The 16,568-nt window shown below is 61.1% G+C and carries 16 protein-coding genes; 8 read left to right on the top strand and 8 right to left on the bottom strand.

All coding sequences use genetic code 11. From position 1 onward, the window contains the following. The first annotated feature begins 318 nt into the window (after window positions 1-318). The 3 genes from BHC62_RS05175 to BHC62_RS05165 all read left to right on the top strand — a co-directional run bounded on the left by BHC62_RS05175 (window position 319) and on the right by BHC62_RS05165 (window position 3,615). On the top strand, window positions 319-777 hold the full coding sequence (locus BHC62_RS05175; RefSeq protein WP_070994408.1) for a GNAT family N-acetyltransferase: 459 nt from the start codon (window positions 319-321) through the stop codon (window positions 775-777). Window positions 778-868: 91 nt separating this feature from the next. Next, complete coding sequence (locus tag BHC62_RS05170; RefSeq protein ID WP_070994407.1) at window positions 869-2,371, top strand: PLP-dependent aminotransferase family protein; 1,503 nt, start codon at window positions 869-871, stop codon at window positions 2,369-2,371. A gap of 53 nt (window positions 2,372-2,424) precedes the next feature. Beyond that, window positions 2,425-3,615 carry a benzoate/H(+) symporter BenE family transporter gene (locus tag BHC62_RS05165; protein WP_070994406.1) on the top strand — a complete coding sequence of 397 codons (1,191 nt, stop codon included), beginning with the start codon at window positions 2,425-2,427 and terminating at the stop codon, window positions 3,613-3,615. A gap of 172 nt (window positions 3,616-3,787) precedes the next feature. Here BHC62_RS05165 and BHC62_RS05160 read toward each other — a convergent pair whose 3' ends face one another. After that, window positions 3,788-4,294: a hypothetical protein gene (locus BHC62_RS05160; RefSeq protein WP_070994405.1), complete on the bottom strand. Its 507-nt coding sequence runs from the start codon at window positions 4,292-4,294 to the stop codon at window positions 3,788-3,790. A gap of 166 nt (window positions 4,295-4,460) precedes the next feature. Here BHC62_RS05160 and BHC62_RS05155 point away from each other — a divergent pair, with 166 nt between their 5' ends. From BHC62_RS05155 to BHC62_RS05145, 3 genes are all read left to right on the top strand, one after another. Continuing rightward, window positions 4,461-4,970, top strand: coding sequence for a sigma-70 family RNA polymerase sigma factor (locus BHC62_RS05155; RefSeq protein WP_070994404.1), 510 nt, complete (start codon window positions 4,461-4,463; stop codon window positions 4,968-4,970). Continuing rightward, window positions 4,967-5,935, top strand: coding sequence for a DUF4880 domain-containing protein (locus BHC62_RS05150; protein WP_070994403.1), 969 nt, complete (start codon window positions 4,967-4,969; stop codon window positions 5,933-5,935). The genes BHC62_RS05155 and BHC62_RS05150 overlap by 4 nt, the downstream gene beginning before the upstream one ends. A 106-nt stretch (window positions 5,936-6,041) precedes the next feature. Next, the gene (locus BHC62_RS05145; protein ID WP_070994402.1) at window positions 6,042-8,447 is read left to right on the top strand and encodes a TonB-dependent siderophore receptor; all 2,406 of its coding nucleotides are present in this window, start codon (window positions 6,042-6,044) and stop codon (window positions 8,445-8,447) included. A gap of 123 nt (window positions 8,448-8,570) precedes the next feature. Here BHC62_RS05145 and dsdC read toward each other — a convergent pair whose 3' ends face one another. The 3 genes from dsdC to BHC62_RS05130 are packed head-to-tail and all read right to left on the bottom strand — an operon-like array spanning window position 8,571 to window position 12,265. After that, complete coding sequence (gene dsdC, locus BHC62_RS05140; RefSeq protein WP_070994401.1) at window positions 8,571-9,506, bottom strand: DNA-binding transcriptional regulator DsdC; 936 nt, start codon at window positions 9,504-9,506, stop codon at window positions 8,571-8,573. Window positions 9,507-9,539: 33 nt separating this feature from the next. After that, entirely contained in the window at window positions 9,540-10,895 is a 1,356-nt protein-coding gene (locus BHC62_RS05135) for a D-serine ammonia-lyase (protein ID WP_070994400.1), read from the bottom strand. Window positions 10,896-10,921: 26 nt separating this feature from the next. Continuing rightward, window positions 10,922-12,265: a gluconate:H+ symporter gene (locus tag BHC62_RS05130; protein WP_070994399.1), complete on the bottom strand. Its 1,344-nt coding sequence runs from the start codon at window positions 12,263-12,265 to the stop codon at window positions 10,922-10,924. Window positions 12,266-12,454: 189 nt separating this feature from the next. Between BHC62_RS05130 and BHC62_RS05125 the strand changes: the two genes are divergently transcribed. After that, on the top strand, window positions 12,455-12,742 hold the full coding sequence (locus tag BHC62_RS05125) for a hypothetical protein (RefSeq protein WP_070994398.1): 288 nt from the start codon (window positions 12,455-12,457) through the stop codon (window positions 12,740-12,742). A 56-nt stretch (window positions 12,743-12,798) separates the two neighbouring features. On the opposite strand, the gene BHC62_RS05120 is transcribed toward BHC62_RS05125, so the two are convergent. Genes BHC62_RS05120 through folE form a run of 4 tightly spaced genes read right to left on the bottom strand, consistent with a single transcriptional unit; the run spans window position 12,799 to window position 14,972 of the window. Beyond that, entirely contained in the window at window positions 12,799-13,104 is a 306-nt protein-coding gene (locus BHC62_RS05120) for a DUF6482 family protein (RefSeq protein ID WP_070994397.1), read from the bottom strand. A gap of 14 nt (window positions 13,105-13,118) precedes the next feature. Next, on the bottom strand, window positions 13,119-13,829 hold the full coding sequence (locus tag BHC62_RS05115; protein WP_070994396.1) for an SDR family NAD(P)-dependent oxidoreductase: 711 nt from the start codon (window positions 13,827-13,829) through the stop codon (window positions 13,119-13,121). Next, on the bottom strand, window positions 13,826-14,368 hold the full coding sequence (locus tag BHC62_RS05110; RefSeq protein WP_029299851.1) for a DUF3833 domain-containing protein: 543 nt from the start codon (window positions 14,366-14,368) through the stop codon (window positions 13,826-13,828). Before BHC62_RS05110 ends, BHC62_RS05115 begins: the two co-directional genes overlap by 4 nt. Window positions 14,369-14,414: 46 nt before the next feature. Beyond that, entirely contained in the window at window positions 14,415-14,972 is a 558-nt protein-coding gene (gene folE, locus BHC62_RS05105) for a GTP cyclohydrolase I FolE (protein WP_070994395.1), read from the bottom strand. 352 nt (window positions 14,973-15,324) lie between these two features. On the opposite strand from folE, the gene BHC62_RS05100 reads away from it, so the two are divergent. Next, the gene (locus BHC62_RS05100) at window positions 15,325-15,876 is read left to right on the top strand and encodes a chalcone isomerase family protein (RefSeq protein WP_070994394.1); all 552 of its coding nucleotides are present in this window, start codon (window positions 15,325-15,327) and stop codon (window positions 15,874-15,876) included. Window positions 15,877-16,568: the final 692 nt, after the last annotated feature.

Raw genomic sequence — 16,568 nt, 5'->3', positions numbered from 1 at the left:
TAGACAGGGGATATCGGCAGCCAGGGCGAGAGCTGAAACGGTTTTTTAATGAATGTGGGGTTGGCGGATGAGTGGTCACTGATACCGCGTGGGAATCGGCGTGTCGGCGAAAGTCATCAACGATAACGCGGGGTGCCTGGTGCCCCGTGTTGCCCTCAGGTTCTTCGCCGGCAAGCCGGCTCCTACAGGGAAGGGTGGCGGTCGTTAGGGATTGGCCTGCCCGGTGGCCTGGAAGTGGTCGGTTTGCCGCCGCCTCGGGAACCTACCATTGCCAGGTCCCGATCCACACCGGAACGGGTTCCCCTACAGGAGAAAGCGATGAGTAACGATCCACAGGCCATCGTGGTCAGAGCCGTGCAAGCCGAGGACTATGAGCAATGGCTGCAACTGTGGCTGGCCTACCAGGACTTTTATCAAGTGACCCTGGATGAAACCACGACCCGCACCGCCTTCAGCCGCTTGCTCGATGCCGATGAAGCCATGGCCTGTGCGGTCGCGGTGCAGGGCGATGAGGTGGTGGGGCTGGTGCATGCGCTGTTGCATCGTTCGACCTGGGCGGTGGCTGACTTTTGCTACCTCGAAGACCTGTACGTGGCCCCCACGGTACGCGGTGGCGGTACCGGCAAGTTGCTGATCGAATGGGTCCAGCGCTATGCGCAGTATCACGGCTGTGCACGTTTGTACTGGCATACCCAGCAGACCAATAAACGCGCGCAAAAACTCTACAACTGGATCGCCGAAGACTCAGGTTGCATCGAGTACCGGATGGCCCTGTAAAGCCCCGCCCATATGGCTCGCCGATATTGGTCGTGGACATATCGGCGGCTTCGCACAAAGATGCATGGTTTTTTAGCCCTTGGCCAAGTCAATGACCCACAACCTGGAACTGGACACGCTGAAGATCCGCCTGACGGACCCCAAGCTGGCCTCGCTGGATTTGCGGGTGCGGGTGCAACGCGTGCTGCGCCAATTGATCCTCGAGGGCGTCCTCGCGCCAGGCAGCCGCTTGCCTGCGACCCGCACACTGTGCAAGTCACTGGGCATTTCCCGGGATACCGTAGAAATGGCCTATGTCCAACTGCAACTGGACGGTTACCTGAGCCGGCGCGAAGGCTCGGGCAGTTTCGTCTCCGAGAAGATCGGGCCGAGCCTGCGGGGTGCGCGCAAACGCCAGCCGCTGGTGCCGAACCAGGCCCCGGCGCTGAGTGCCAGGGGCGCGCAGATCCTCGCCAGCGGCGGCGTCAGCGACCAGCAAGTGGTCAAGGCGTTTGCCACGGGGCTGCCGGAAACGCGCACCTTCCCCGTGGGCATCTGGGAGCGCCTGCACCGCCAGGCATTGAAGGACTACCGCCCGAACCTGCTGTTGCACGGCGACCCGCAAGGTGCTGAACCCCTGCGCCAGGCCATCGCCGACTACCTGAACCTGGAGCGCGGTGCGCGGGTCACGCCGGATCAGGTGCTGGTGCTGTCCAGTACGCGTCAGGCCCTGTACTTGTGCGCGCAGGTGCTGGTCGACAGCGGCCAGCCGGTCCTGATGGAAGACCCCGGTTACTTCGGCGCCCGCAAGGCGTTTGAAATGGCCCAGCTCAAGGTGGTACCGGTGGCGGTGGACGCCAAAGGCCTGTGCATCGACGCCTTGCGCGCCGACCGCAGCGGCGCCAACGCGGTCTATGTCACGCCGTCCCATCAATACCCCACAGGCGCGACCCTGGCGTTGGAACGGCGCCTGGACCTGATCGCCTGGGCCGAGCAACGCCAAGGCTGGATCATCGAGGACGACTACGACAGCCAGTTTCATTACGAAGGCTTGCCGACCGCCTGTGTGCAGGGCCTGGACAACTACCAGCGCACGCTCTACCTCGGCACTTTCAGTAAGTCGCTGTACCCCGGCTTGCGCATGGGCTTTATGGTGCTGCCCCGGGAGTTGGTCAAACCCATGACTTACGCCCGCAGCATCCTCGACGGCCACACCCCGCAAATCGCCCAGTTGACCCTGGCGCGCTTCATGAACGATGGGCATTTCGGCAGCCATATACGCGCGATGCGCAAAATCTACGGCGAGCGCCGGGATGCGATGGCCGAAGCGGTTGAGCGTCACTTGAGCCATGTGGTCACCGCCAGCTTGCCGCCCGGGGGCTTGCAGTTACCGTGTGTGTTGCATGAGGGGTGGTCGGAGCTGGAGACCATTCGCCAGGCGGCGCGGGTGGGCATCCAATTGCCAGGCCTGACTCGGCTCTACGCCCAGCCGCCGGCGAGGGGCGGTTGGCTGCTGGGGTTCTCGGCGCTGACGCCCGGTGAAATCGACAGCGCCAGCCGGCAGTTGGCCAAGGCGCTCAAGGGTGGTCTGGTGCAAGGTGGCGAAGTGGACTGAAAGGACGGTCCGGTGCTTGTTAGCCTTTGCGGCCTTAACAAAAGGAATGCGCCATGAACCGACCCGCCCCACGCCTGCGCCTCGCCGATTACCTGTCACCGAGCATCAGTGCGCTGATTTCCGTCATCGTCAATTACGCCGGCACTTTTGTCCTGGTGTTCCAGGCCGCGCACCTGGCGCAGTTGAGTGCGGCGCAAACGGCTTCATGGGTGTGGTCGGTGAGTATCGGCGTGGGCGTGACCGGTGCGTGGTTGAGCTACCGCTACCGCGAGCCAATCATCACGGCGTGGTCGACGCCGGGTGTGGCTTTTCTGGCGACGGTCATGCCGTTTACTCCCTATGCCGAGGTGATTGGCGCCTATGTGATGTGCGCCATCGGTTTTATCGTCCTGGGCCTGAGCGGTGCGTTTGAGCGCTTGGTGCGGCTGATCCCCGGCGGCATTGCCGCGGGTTTGCTGGCGGGGATTCTCCTGCAGTTTGGTGTGGCGGCGTTTGGTGGGGCCAGTGCAGACCCGCTGTTGGTGATCGTGCTGGTGGTGGCCTACGCGGTGCTGCGCCGCTTTACCTCACGTTATGCGATGGTCGGGATTCTGTTGATTGGCCTGGGGCTGCTGCTCGCCCAGCAGCGGCTCGACTTGCACAGCCTTGAGCTGCAACTGGCGGCACCGGTGTTTGAAATGCCGCATTTTTCCATCGCGGCGTTTTTTGGCGTGGCCTTGCCGTTGTTCGTGATCACCCTGACCGGGCAATACATCCCCGGCATGCTGGTGCTGCGCAACGACGGGTTCAAGACCAGCGCCAATCCGATCATCACCGTCACGGGCCTCGGCTCTTTGCTGATGGCGCCGTTCGGGGCTCATGCGTTCAACGTCGCGGCAATCACGGCGGCGATCTGCACCGGGCGCGATACCCATCAGGACCCGTCCAAACGCTACATCGCCGGGTTGGTGTGTGGGGCGCTGTATATCCTCGTCGGGGTGTTTGGCGTGACGTTGGCGACCTTGTTCATGGTCCTGCCGCGCGCATTCATCACCACCTTGGCGGGCCTGGCGCTGCTCGGCGCCATTGGTTCAAGCCTGGCCAATGCAATGGCCGATACCCGCACCCGGGAAACGGCGTTGATCACATTTTTGGCGACGGCGGCCAATGTCACGTTACTGGGGATTGGCGGCGCGTTCTGGGGGCTGGTGGCGGGGTTGCTGGTGCATGGGGTAATTCATGGTGGGCGCCGGGCGCTGGCCTAGCCCCATAAATCCCAACTGATAGGGCTTTTGTGGCGAGCGGGCTTGCCCCGCGTTGGGCTGCGAAGCAGCCCCAATAAACCGAATGCGCCGTAACAGACACACCGCGGAGGCTGGTTTTGGGGCCGCTTCGCAGCCCAGCGCGGGGCAAGCCCGCTCGCCACAGGGGACTTTGTCAGAGGAGATGCCCTTGTTGCACGACGATCCCCATTGGGCCGCTGAGTTTTTCGACCCGTATTTCACCGCCCTCCCTGAGCGCGCCGGGATGGCAAACCCTGACGTTCTTCGCCACGTCTTGATCGTAGACCGTTGCACCTGTGCAACTGCGTTTGCCGTGGGCGGCATATTCGTAGGTGGCGACATAGCTGGTCGGGAGGGTGCTCGACCAGTAAGTCAGATAGGACAACACCACCACGCCCAGCAGCAACGACAGGACCCACGTGCCGCCCGCGACCTTCAGCCAGTGGAGCGGGGTGTATTTGAGGCGAGGGTTCCTGCGCCACACCATCAACGCAAACCCCGCCACGGCCAACGCGGTCGAGCTCACTTGGTAGATCTTTACGGTCAGCGCATTGAAGTACACCACCAGGTCGATATGGAACAGCCAGTTCACAATCGTGACCGCAAAAAGTAGCAGAGCAGTGCCGACGAGCAGCTGCGAGAGGATAGGTTTTTTACTCAATTCAAATGGCTTCCCTGCATAAAAACGGTGTGCAAGCGTGGTCCATCGTCCCCTGGCTTGCCTTTTGGTTAGATAAAACAGCGGGGAGTATAAACTTCTACTTGTCTCTAATGAGAAGTATTACCATGTGCGACTCCCGTCAGTTGTCAATCTGGATATCTCGCCGATGGCCGCATCCTCTTCCACCCACCGTGCTGTGGGTGAACTCTACGCCCAGCACCACGGCTGGGTGGTGCAGTTGCTGCGGCGCAAGCTAGGCGGGCAGGAGCAGGCGCTGGACCTGGCACAGGATACCTTCGTGCGCATTCTCAGCAGTGGGCCATTGCCGCTGTTGCGTGAGCCGCGGGCCTATCTGAACACGGTGGCCAGCCGTTTGTGCGGCCAGTATTTTCGCCGGCAGGCCCTGGAGCGGGCGTACGAACAATCCCTGGCGATCCTTGAGCCGGAACACGCGCCATCCCCGGAAACCCGCTTGCTGGTGCTTGAAGCGCTGGATGCGGTAGGGCAGGTGTTGGACGGGCTGGGGAGCCGGGTGCGGGAGATTTTCCTGCTGTCGCAGTTGGACGGCCTGACTTATCCACAGATCGCCGAGCAACTGGGCCTGACCGTGAATGTTGTGCAAAAGGCCATGCTCAAGGCCTATCGGCATTGCTACCTGGCGGTGTACCAGGCATGACGATGTTCCAGCCCGCCGACGATCAGTTGTTGGATGAATACGTGCTGGATCAGGCACTGATGTGGATGGTCACCCTGCAATCGGGTGTCAGTGGCGCGGCAGAGCAGCGGGCATGTGCCGCCTGGCGCAATGCCAACCCCCAGCATGAACTGGCCTGGCAGCGCTTGGCCGGCTTGAGCCGAGACCTGCGCAGCAGCACCAGCGCGTTGCCCGCCCCCAGTGCCCGGCAGTTGTTGCGGGCCCGCAGCCTGACGTCGCGGCGCACGTTGCTCAAGGGCTTCGCCGGCCTGGGGATTGCCGCGGCCATGGGGTTGAGCGTGCGTGAACGGGTACTGCTGCCCCAGTTGTTCAGTGACTATCGCACCACCACGGGCGAGCGGCGGCCAGTGCGGTTGGCCGGTGCCGGTGAAGTGCAACTCGATACCCAGACCGCCGTGGATGTACGCGGCCCGCAATTGACCCTGAACCAGGGGCGCCTGCTGTTGGCGACGGCGGCGGATACCTTCGTCGGCATCAAGACCGCCCATGGCTGGGTACGGCCGGCGGCGCTGTCGCGGCTGATCATCAGCCAGGACCTGGCGGGCCAGCACGGGACCCAGGTGCAAATGCTGGCCGGCAGTGTAGTGGTCGAACCGTTGCAGGGCGCCCGACTCGCGATCGGTACCGGCCAGCAGTTGACGTTTGACCGTCACCAAAGCAGCCCGGCGCAACCGCTCTTGCCCGCCGCCGATGCCTGGACCCGTGGCCTGCTGATTGCCGAGCGCATGCCCCTGGCCCAGGTGATCGAGCAACTCAACCGCTACCGGCGCGGTGTGCTGCGCTGTGACCCGGCCGTCGCCGGCCTGCAAGTCTCGGGTTCGTTCTCCCTCGACCGGCCGGACGCCAGTCTGGATTTACTGGCCAAGGTATTGCCGGTCCGCGTGCAGCGGGTCTTCGGCTACCTGGCGACAGTGGTCCCCGCCTAGGTTAAAAAAATCCCATGGGGCCGGCAGTATTTGCCATCTCGTGCATCAAGACAGGGAAGACGCTGAATAAAAGCGCCCTCCAACCTTTCACCACAGGACAGTCTTTATGCACAGCCGCGTCACTCCGCTTGCCAGCGCCCTGCGCGCCATAATCGTCGGTTTAACCGTGGCAACGGCCAGCCACGCCGCCATGGCCGCCACCTCGCAGCCTGCCACCGAACAAGCCCCGCGCCAGTCCTACGACATTGCTGCCGGTAGCCTGGACCGTGTGCTGGGGGCTTTCGGCAATCAGGCTGGGGTGATGATCGCCATCGACTCGGCGCTGGCCAAGGGTGTGCAAAGCCAGGGCTTGCACGGCAGTTTTGCCGTAGCCGAGGGGCTTGAGCGCCTGCTGGCACCGCTGGGCATGCAGGCCGAGTACGAGCAGGGCAGTTATCGCGTGGTGGCGCGGGCCGCCGACGGGCAAGTGCAATTGCAGGCCACGCAGATCAGCGCCAACCAGTTGGGCTCGATCACCGAAGGCACTGGCTCCTACACCCCGGGCACGATTGCCACGGCCACGCGCATGGTGCTCACCCCACGGGAAACGCCGCAATCGATCTCGGTGGTCACGCGCCAGGTGATGGACGACTTCGGCCTCAATGCCATCGACGACGTGATGCGCCACACCCCCGGCATCACCGTGTCGACCTACGACACCGAACGTACCAACTACTACTCCCGTGGTTTTTCCATCGTCAACTTCCAGTACGACGGCATTCCCACCCTGCGCGACGCCCAGTACTCGGCGGGGCAGACCCTGACCGATATGGCCCTGTATGACCGCGTTGAAGTGCTCAAGGGCGCCACCGGCCTGCTGACCGGCGCGGGTGGGCCGGGCGGCACCATCAACCTGATTCGCAAGAAGCCCACTTCCGAGTTCAAGAGCAGCATCGAACTGGGCGCTGGCTCCTGGGACAACTACCGCTCGCAGATCGACGTCAGCGGCCCGTTGACCGAAACCGGCAACGTGCGCGGCCGGGCCGTGGCGGCCTACCAGGACAAAAAATCATTCCTCGACCACTATTCGCGCAAGACTGGCGTCTACTACGGCATCCTCGAAGTCGATCTCGACCCCGACACCTTGCTGACCCTGGGCGCCGACTATCAGGACAGCGATCCCAAAGGCTCCAGCTGGACCGGTACGCGCACCATCTTCGATCCGGCCGGTAATAAACTGGACCTGCCGCGCTCGTTCAACAACGGGCCGAAGTGGAGCAGTTGGGAGCAGTACAGCCGCACCCTGTTTGCCACCCTGGAGCACAACTTCGACAATGGTTGGGTCACCAAGGGCCAGTACAACCATCAGATCAATGGCTACGACGCGCCGTTGGGCTATATCTCCCAGGACACCCTGAGCGCCAGCTCGATCTTCGCGCGTAAATACACCGGCGAGACCACCAGTGACAGCCTCGATGTGTACGCATCCGGGCCCTTTGAACTGTTCGGTCGTGAGCACCAACTGGTGGTGGGCCAGTCGTTGTCCATCTCCAAATGGAAAGGCAAGGACTACGGCAGCGCGACTTATTTCGACAATTCCTACGACTTCTACAAGTGGCACGGCGAAGCCATCAAGCCGCTGTGGAACCAGCCGACCAAGATCAATGACGAAACCACGCGCCAGACCGGCAGCTACATCACCGGCCGTTTCAGCCTGATGGATGACCTGCATTTGCTGTTGGGGACGCGCATCGCCAACTACCAGGTCACCGGCACCAGCGACACCCAGGAAAGCGGCAAAGTCGTGCCCTACGCCGGCCTGACCTACGACCTCAACGACAACTTCACGGCCTACGCCAGCTACACCGAAATCTTCCAGCCGCAAACCCAATATCGCGACCGTACGCGCACCATGCTTGATCCCAACGAAGGCAAGAACTACGAACTGGGCCTCAAGGGCGAATTCTTCGACGGGCGCCTGAACGCCAGCCTGGCCTACTTCGAGGTCCATGAGGAGAATCGCCCGATTGCCGATACTGCCTACAACTCCCAGCCGGGCGTGGACTACTCCTACATCGGCACGAAAACCCAAACCAAGGGCTACGAAGCGGAAATCTCCGGTGAACTCAGCCCCGGCTGGCAGCTGCAGGCCGGCTACACCCACAAGATTGCCCGTGATGACGACAAGAAAAAGGTCGCCACCTGGGAGCCGGAAGATCAACTGAGCTTCTACACCAGCTACAAACTCCAAGGCCGCCTGGACAAACTCACCCTGGGTGGTGGCGCGCGTTGGCAGGCTGCTGGCTGGCAAAACGTCAACAACCCTGGCACGCGTCAGAGCGAGAAATTCACCCAGGACCCTTACTGGTTGGTGGACGTGATGGCTCGCTACCAATTGACGGAAAACCTGTCGGCCACGTTGAACGTCAACAACCTGTTCGACAAGGCGTACTACACCAACATCGGCTTCTACGACTCGGCGTATTACGGCGACCCACGCAATGTGATGGTGACCACGCGCTGGGATTTCTGACGGCCTGATCGTGGTGATAGGGCAGTGGAGGGGGCTTTAGTGGTGAGGGGTTTTGTGGGGAAGGGACAAGCCCCCTCTCCACAAAAGCCCGCGCACACCCCTTGAGCCATTTAGAGGCTGCGATCAGCTCTGGGCTTGCTCCACCAACCAGTCGATCAGCGCCTTGAGGCGTTTTGGCAGGTTTTCGTGGGCGGGATGCACCAGGTAGTAACCGTAGTTGACCGCCTGCCTGAAACCACCGAAGGGCAGCACCAACTCGCCATCCTGCACGCGCTTGCGCACCAGTTGTTCACGACCGATGGCCACGCCCGCATGGTTGATCGCCGCAAGGGTGCTCAAGTCGGAGCGGTCAAAGGTCATGAAGCGGTCTGGCAATGGGCTGCTGTCGCCCACCGCATCCAGCCATAAACGCCATTCTGCATCGAATGAGATGTTGTCCCACGCCGCCACATCGTGCAGCACCGTGCACTGTGCCAAGCGTTCCGGGCGGCCCATCAGGCCATGGGCCTGGGCATATTGCGCGCTGCACACCGGGGCAATCCGCTCGGGCATCAGGCGGATACTTTCCAGGCCCGGATGCTCGCCGTTGGAGTAGCACAGCACTAGGTCGATGCGGCGGGTGCGATAGTCGATGGGTTCGTTGCCGACCCGCACATCCAGTTGAATCCCGGGATAGCGTGCGGTGAAGTCGGCCAGCCTGGGCACCAGCCAGCATTGCGCGACGGAAGGCCTTGCGTAGAAGCACAGCTGGCCTTCGATCTGGCTGTCGGAGCGTTCTTGCACGGCCTCGGACAGGGTGTCCATGGTGTGCTGCATGACCTTGAAAATCCGCTCGCCGTCATCGGTCAGGTCGACCTTGCGGGGCAGGCGATGGAACAGCTTGAGCGACAGATCCTCCTCAAGGCGGGCGATCCGGTGGCTGACCGCGCTGGCGGTCAGGCACAGCTCGTCAGCGGCGCGGGCAAAGCTTAAGTGGCGGGCGGCGACCAGGAACGTATGCAGGTTGGACAGGTGGGCGCCGTTAAGTTTGGGCGCTTTGCTCAGGCCAGGTACTGCCATGTGTTTATCCCTCTTCGCGTCGACCGCCGGCGATCAACGATGGGTTGTGGTTTGCAGCGCACGCCCCTTGTCTAGGTAAGTGGCGTACTCCTCGGTAGGGACCATGCTGCCGCCGGTTCCCCAGATCAAGTGGGTGGCATTGGCCAACCGCGCTGGCGTGACACCAATGCGCTGCAAATACTGCGCGTCCTTGAGTACCCGCACAATGCCAGGTGCGCCGGCCAGGGCCGAAGGTTCGAGTTTTACCCCTTCAAGCTCGTGGGCGAGGAACATCAGGCGGTAGAGTTCCTCATCGGTGACGGTGTAGTAACCATCGATCAGGCGCTGCATCGCCCGCCCGACGAAACCCGAGGGTCGGCCCACGGCCAGGCCGTCAGCGGCGGTGACATTGTCGATGCCGAAGTCCTGCACACTCACCTGGTCGTGCAGCCCGGTATACACACCGAGCAGCATGCACGGCGAGTGGGTGGGTTCGGCAAACACACAATGTACGGCATCGCCAAACGCCAGCTTCAAACCAAACGCAACGCCGCCAGGGCCGCCGCCAACACCGCAGGGCAGGTACACGAACAGCGGATGCTCGGTGTCCACCGGCACGCCTGCCACTTCAAATTGCCGGGCCAGGCGCTCGGCGGCCACGGCATAGCCGAGGAACAGGTGGGGCGAGTTTTCATCGTCGATGAAATAGCAGGCGGGATCGTTTTGCGCCTGCAGGCGACCGTTTTCGACGGCAACGCTGTAGTCGGATGGGTACTCGACCACGGTCACGCCGCTGGCGCGCAGTTTGTCCTTCTTCCATTGGCGGGCATCCGATGACATATGCACCGTGGCCTGGAAGCCCAGCATGGCGCTCATGATGCCGATGGACAGGCCAAGGTTGCCGGTGGAACCCACGGCGATTTTGTACTGGCTGAAAAACCCCAGTGCGCGTTCGCTGGCCAAGGTCTCGTAGTTGTCGTCGAGCGTGATCAAACCAGCCTGCAGGGCCAGGTCTTCGGCATGTTTGAGCACCTCATGGATACCGCCACGGGCCTTGATCGAACCCGAGATCGGCAAGTCGTTGTCTTTTTTCAGCCACAGCGCGCCGCTGTCGGGCAGGGCGGCCTCGCTCAAAAGCGCTTGCTGCAAGGTCTTCAGCGGCTGGATCGCCGACTCGATAATGCCGCCCGCCGCTGCAGTTTGCGGGAACACCTTGGCCAGATAGGGCGCGAAGCGCAGCAGGCGGGCGCTGGCGTCTTTTAAATCGGCCAGGGTCAGGCCCACATCCCCAAGCGCCACAGCGGCTGGGGCGATCGCGGGGTTGAACCAGCTGACCTGCTCCAGTGCGACCAATGGCTGGATAACGGGATGGCTTGCGTACCAGGCGTCTAGGGTTTTGCCTTGAATCATGGGAACTGCCTTTGAGGTGGGGTTCATCATACAAACCGCGAAAGAATCAGGGTAAAGACCAGGGCCGCCACCGAGGCGAGCACAGTGGCGCCAGTGAACTTCTTGAGGGCTTCGGAGAGGGAGATCCCCAGGTACTCTTTTACGACCCAGAACGCCGAGTCCGTCACGTGGGTCCAGCCGATGGCGCCGGCGCCGATGGCGATCACCAGAATCTCGGGGCTGTATTGCGGGTTCTGTCCGAGGATCGGCAGCACCATGCCGGCGGTGCTGATCATGGCGACGGTGGCCGAGCCGACGGCGAAGTGCATCAAGCCGGCGATCAACCACGCGAGGATGATCGGGTTGATGTTGGACTGGCCCAGCACGTCCGCCAGCACCTTGCCGATGCCGCTGCCGACCAGCATGTCGTTGAACGCGCCACCGGCACCGATCACCAGCAAAATGCCGGCCAACGGCGGGAAGCAGCGGTGGGTCAGGTTAAGCAGGTCGCCCATGCCCAGCCCACGGCGCAGGCCCAGGGACCAGTAGGCAAAGCAAATCGACAGTACGAGCGCAATCAGCGGGTTGCCTATAAAGGACACCCACTCAAACGCCATCGAGCCTTTGCTCAGCAACGGGGTGGTCAGGGTTTTGCCCACCATCAGGGCCAAGGGCAACAGCACGGTGATCATCGCAACCGCGAAGCTGGGCGTTTGGCTGTCGTCGATATTCCCTTCGCCACGCTCGGCCAGAAACTGAGCCTGACTGGCAGGCGCCTGCCGCGCGCAGGTCAGCTTGACCCAAATCGGCCCGGCAATCACCGCCGTGGGCAGGCCGACGATCAAACCGTAGAGAATCACCTTGCCGATATCGGCATTGAGCATGCCGGTAATGGCCGTGGCGGCGGGGTGCGGCGGCAGGATGCAGTGCACCACCATCAGTGAGGTCGCCAGCGGCACGCCCAGATACAACAGGTTGATCCGGGTCTGACGGGCGACGACATAAATCAGCGGGATCAGCAGGACAAATCCCACCTCGAAGAACACCGGAATCCCGGCAATAAAGCCCACCAGCATCATCGCCCACGCGGCGTTCTTTTCGCCCAGGGCTCTCAAGAGCGTGGTTGCGATGCGCTTGGCACCGCCGGACTCCTCCAGCAGCTTGCCGAGGATGCTGCCCAACCCAATGATGCCGGCGAGGAACCCGAGCGTGCTGCCCATGCCCTTCTCAAAGGCCGAGACAATGGCGGTTGGCGTCATTCCCGTACCGACGCCCACCAGCAGGCTGGCGGCGATCAGGGCCAGGAACGGATGGACACGGCATTTACCGATCAGCACGACAATCAACAGGATTGACGCGCCAAGAACCAATAGAGAAAAGGTAGGGGACATGGGTGGGTCTGCTCCATCGCAGTTATTGTTAGTTGTTTGCGATGGATTAGATTTCAGGCCTATGGCGCGGACAAACGATGATTCGTCAGGGGGTGGCTGAAGCCTGTTCACTTATGGTCATGGGCTGCCGATTGCTCGACAATGCACGGCGCCTGCGCAATCGCCAGGTCCTTACAGGAGTTCGAACCCTTGAAAGCCGCACTGTTAACCGCATGCATTGCCCTGGTCTTGACGGGATGCACCTTCACCGGCGTCAACGAAATCGCCCCCGGCCAGTACATGATCACCAGCCACGGCAGCATCTTTAACTCCCGCGAAGGGTTGTTGGAGAACATCAACCAGAAGGCTGCCAAGGCCTGTGATGGCAAGCCTTACCATCTGGAGGGTGACGCTGGGGCCAATATGGTGGTTGCCACGCAGTCGCATCTTGGTAGTACGCCGACCACTGTTTTGGGGTTGAAGGCTGTGTGTGACTAGGCTGGCTGAACCACTGGAACCTGACGTTCATCCAGTGGAGCTCTGCGCTGTGCAACTCATAATGGCGTGGTGATTGAAAACGGAATACGCAGCGCTTCGACAGGCCCTGTATCCCGGCCGCACATTTCGTCGTGCACGCATTGCTGCACCAGCACGCAAGGAAATGCCGGCACGGTCTGCAGCAAGTCACGCAGGTGGGTGATCGAACGCAGGTGCATCGGCTTGGCCGCATCATCAAGCAAGGTGAACTGGCCGTGATCAAGGCGGATCCGTGCCAGGTAAAAACCACCTTCGAGTGACAGCAGTTCCAGCTCGCGTATTGCGCTGTTGGCCGCATGTTCGGTGAGGGTATGCAGGTTCATGCGTCACTCCTTGCCTACCAGGGCAGGCGTTCTCCATCGTAGGAATAGAAATAGCCGCTGTCGGCCGGCGTCAACTGGTCAATCACGGTCAGCAATTGGGCCGCGGCGATGTCTGCGGGCCGGGCATTGGCGGCTCCACTGAACGGCTGCGACAACCCCGACACAACCGTGCCCGGGTGCAGGCTGAGCAAGCGGACCTGCGGGCGAGTGCGCGCCAGTTCGATGGCGGCGGTCTTGACCAGCATGTTCAGCGCAGCCTTGGAGGCGCGATAGGCGTACCAGCCGCCTAAACGGTTGTCGCCAATGCTCCCGACCTTTGCCGAAAGAATCGCCATCGCTCCCCGAGGTTCGAGCAGCGGCAGAAAGTGGCGCAACACCATTGCCGGCCCCAGTGCGTTCACCTGAAATACGGCCTGCAGCGCCTGCGGCTCGATCGTGTTGAGGCTTTTTTCTGGCTTGATCCGGTCGCGATGGAGCAGGCCGGCTGCGTGTACGATCAGTTGATACGGCGCTTCGGCTGCCAATTCGGCGGCGGCGCTGGCAATCGTTTCGGGCCGTTCAAGGTCCAGCGCGGGAACGGTATGGCGCCCCAGTGCGCGAACCCCGGCGCAGCGCGGGTCCTGTTTGAGCTGTTCGCAAAAAGCCGTGCCCAGGGCTCCACTGGCGCCGATCACCAGCGCGCGATAACCGTCGCCGAAGGAGGTCATGGTCCATGCGCGGCTCATTGGCCCGCTCCGGCGCCTTGGCGACGGAAGAACAACGTCACCTGGCCGACCTCGACCCCGAACTTGGACATACGGGTGCGGTTGATCAGCGTGTCCTCGTCCATCAAGTACATCCAGTCGTCCATGCTCATTTCGTAGGTCGAGTCGCCGACCGGCAGGTTCAGACGATAACGCCAGTGCAAGGTGTTGCCAGCGACTTGGCCGCTAGCCACGCCTACCACATCATCCGCACGCCCGATCCAGCCCCCTTGGCCCGTGGGCGTGAGGACCCAGACGCGGCGTTGGCGGGTGCCGTCGCTGTACAGGAAGCGCTCGTCGAGAATCAGGTTGTTGCCCTCGCGCCGGCTGACGATGTTGACCTCGAAACGCTTGGCAACCTCACCGCTACGCTTCTGAAACATCCCCCAGGCTTTGACGGGCTGGCTGAAAAAGCGCTCCAGGTCCAATGTCGGTTGCTGATCGGCATAACGGGCGACATCCACACTGCCGCAGCTCGCGATGCTGAGCGCCAGTACCAGTAACAACAGAAATCGGGTCATTGACTTACTCCCTGAAGGACACAGGTGATGAGGGGGAGGTTTCGAGCTATCGTCGTCCGATGAGCTGCAGGAACTCTTGCCGCGTCGTCGAACTATCACGGAACACGCCCAGCATCACGGACGAAGTCATGACCGAATTCTGCTTCTCCACGCCGCGCATCATCATGCACATGTGCTTGGCTTCAATGACCACCGCCACACCCGCGGCATCGGTGATCTGCTCGATGGCTTCAGCAATCTGCCGGGTGAGGTTTTCCTGGATCTGCAGGCGACGCGCAAACATATCAACCACTCGCGCGACCTTCGACAGCCCCAGCACCCTGCCGGTGGGTATGTACGCCACATGCACTTTGCCGATAAAGGGCAGCATGTGGTGCTCACACAAGGAATAAAGCTCGATGTCGCTGACGATCACCATTTCATCGCTCGGGGACTCGAACAAGGCACCGTTGGTGACGTCTTCCAGGCTCAACGTGTAGCCATTGCACAGATACTGCATCGCTTTGGCGGCACGCTCAGGCGTATCCAACAGCCCCTCGCGCTCGGGGTTCTCACCGACGCCAACGAGAATTTCACGGTAATGGCTGGCTAATAGTGGGTTCATTCAAATTGCTCGCGGCGATGCTGTGCGTGAGGGCCGATCCATAGCCAAGACTTGTACCTTGGTGCGTGTCTTGTATAGGTTTTAATCAAGATAGGCTGAAAAAAATCACCTGACAATGAGCCGGCAAACTTTTTGTGCCGATGCGAAAACCTCACACACGCCTCGCTTGAGGTTGCGCGGATCGCTTTCGACACGCGGCTATTTTTCGAGGGTTTCGGCCCCCATGGGGCCTCAACTGCAGCTACCTGAGGTTGACCGGCGCGGTGATGCCCGTTTGGAGGTGTTGGCTGTACAAAATAACTATTTGGTATAACTTTTAAGGACGCTTATTGAGTCACATAGAGGGCTTTGCATGTCCAGGCAGACGAGCCGTTTAATCCGCCAGGCTATCTGTTTTGTTCTGATGCTCCAGAGCGCAGAACTACTTGCTGATTGGCGCGAGGCTGTTCCCAACGCTCGTCGGCTGGGCTACGGGGAGATGCGCGTATTCGGGTTTGCCGTTTACAACGCACAATTCTGGAGCTCACGCCTCACTGCCGATGGAACGCTGGATGCCGATGCGCCTTTTGCACTGGAGCTGACCTACAGTCGCGCTATCAGTCGCGATGACCTGGTTAAAGCCAGCATCAAGGAAATCCGTCGCCTGTCGCCCAACACCCAGAATTCAGAACTGATGGCTCGCTGGGAGGCGGAGATGTTGCAAGCGTTTGTCGATGTGCGTGCGGGTGACCAGATCACCGGAGTTTATATGCCGGGAGAGGGCGCACGGTTTTATGTTGGGAAGAGACTTCAGCATGTGGTGAGGGATGTTGCGTTTGCTAAAGCGTTTTTTGCTATTTGGCTGGACCCTCGGACACGCAATCCGGAGTTGCGGGCGCGGTTGTTGGGGGTGGGGGAGCGGTGAGAAATGTAAACGATGTCCCCGGTTTGAACTGGGGGCTGTTTTGCGGTGGTCTTGCGAGTGTGGGGGGCACGCGCACTAGGGGATAGAGGTTTGTACTGGGGCTTGGCTTGCGGCAGTTGGGGGGGAGGGGGATTGGAGGGACGTCGCTTTGCTAGTGAGCGGGTGAGCGCTTTGTGTTCCTACCAACCGCGGGATGTCCTGGGATTAGGTGGGGAGACGCGGGTAAGAACAATGCCGTAGAGCGTTGATTTTTCTAGGCGTTACGGCTTTTTTGGGGCTTTCTGGGAAGGCTAAATGGGCCGGGGTAATTTGAATTCGAGCTGTAACGTGTTGTCTTTCCGCAAAAAACTAAGACTCAGTTTCTTTGTTGGAATACCTAATGGAATACTGTTTACTCCAGCCAATACATTAGTACGAAATACTAGGCTTGAAGCGCAAACTGAAACCTGGGTTACCATGCTGCTTCGAAAAACCAGAATACCGGTAGCGGAGCGTTATTTAACGGCTGTCAGTCGATTGGCGGACAGCCGTCTGGAAACCTACTACCGCAAGCTTGCAAAAAACTATGTCGAGATTCTCACATCGGGCCCCTCACGGCGTATATACAACAATCGTACATTGCCTAGAGTCCGTCTCGGAAGCCCCAGCAGCCCACTTCGCATGCGACCCGCTTGGACAAAAATGAGCTTTAG

It is taken from the genome of Pseudomonas sp. 06C 126, assembly GCF_001855215.1.
GTDB classification, from domain to species: Bacteria; Pseudomonadota; Gammaproteobacteria; order Pseudomonadales; family Pseudomonadaceae; genus Aquipseudomonas; species Aquipseudomonas proteolytica.
The sequence above is the reverse complement of the archived record's forward strand: the minus strand, read 5'-3'. Positions and strand labels throughout refer to the sequence as shown.

Coding starts and splice junctions, on each gene's coding strand:
- BHC62_RS05175 (WP_070994408.1), top strand. CDS start 319: ATGAGTAACGATCCACAGGCCATCGTGGTCAGAGCCGTGCAAGCCGAG.
- BHC62_RS05170 (WP_070994407.1), top strand. CDS start 869: ATGACCCACAACCTGGAACTGGACACGCTGAAGATCCGCCTGACGGAC.
- BHC62_RS05165 (WP_070994406.1), top strand. CDS start 2,425: ATGAACCGACCCGCCCCACGCCTGCGCCTCGCCGATTACCTGTCACCG.
- BHC62_RS05155 (WP_070994404.1), top strand. CDS start 4,461: ATGGCCGCATCCTCTTCCACCCACCGTGCTGTGGGTGAACTCTACGCC.
- BHC62_RS05150 (WP_070994403.1), top strand. CDS start 4,967: ATGACGATGTTCCAGCCCGCCGACGATCAGTTGTTGGATGAATACGTG.
- BHC62_RS05145 (WP_070994402.1), top strand. CDS start 6,042: ATGCACAGCCGCGTCACTCCGCTTGCCAGCGCCCTGCGCGCCATAATC.
- dsdC (WP_070994401.1), bottom strand. CDS start 9,506: ATGGCAGTACCTGGCCTGAGCAAAGCGCCCAAACTTAACGGCGCCCAC.
- BHC62_RS05135 (WP_070994400.1), bottom strand. CDS start 10,895: ATGATTCAAGGCAAAACCCTAGACGCCTGGTACGCAAGCCATCCCGTT.
- BHC62_RS05130 (WP_070994399.1), bottom strand. CDS start 12,265: ATGTCCCCTACCTTTTCTCTATTGGTTCTTGGCGCGTCAATCCTGTTG.
- BHC62_RS05120 (WP_070994397.1), bottom strand. CDS start 13,104: ATGAACCTGCATACCCTCACCGAACATGCGGCCAACAGCGCAATACGC.
- BHC62_RS05115 (WP_070994396.1), bottom strand. CDS start 13,829: ATGAGCCGCGCATGGACCATGACCTCCTTCGGCGACGGTTATCGCGCG.
- BHC62_RS05110 (WP_029299851.1), bottom strand. CDS start 14,368: ATGACCCGATTTCTGTTGTTACTGGTACTGGCGCTCAGCATCGCGAGC.
- folE (WP_070994395.1), bottom strand. CDS start 14,972: ATGAACCCACTATTAGCCAGCCATTACCGTGAAATTCTCGTTGGCGTC.
- BHC62_RS05100 (WP_070994394.1), top strand. CDS start 15,325: ATGTCCAGGCAGACGAGCCGTTTAATCCGCCAGGCTATCTGTTTTGTT.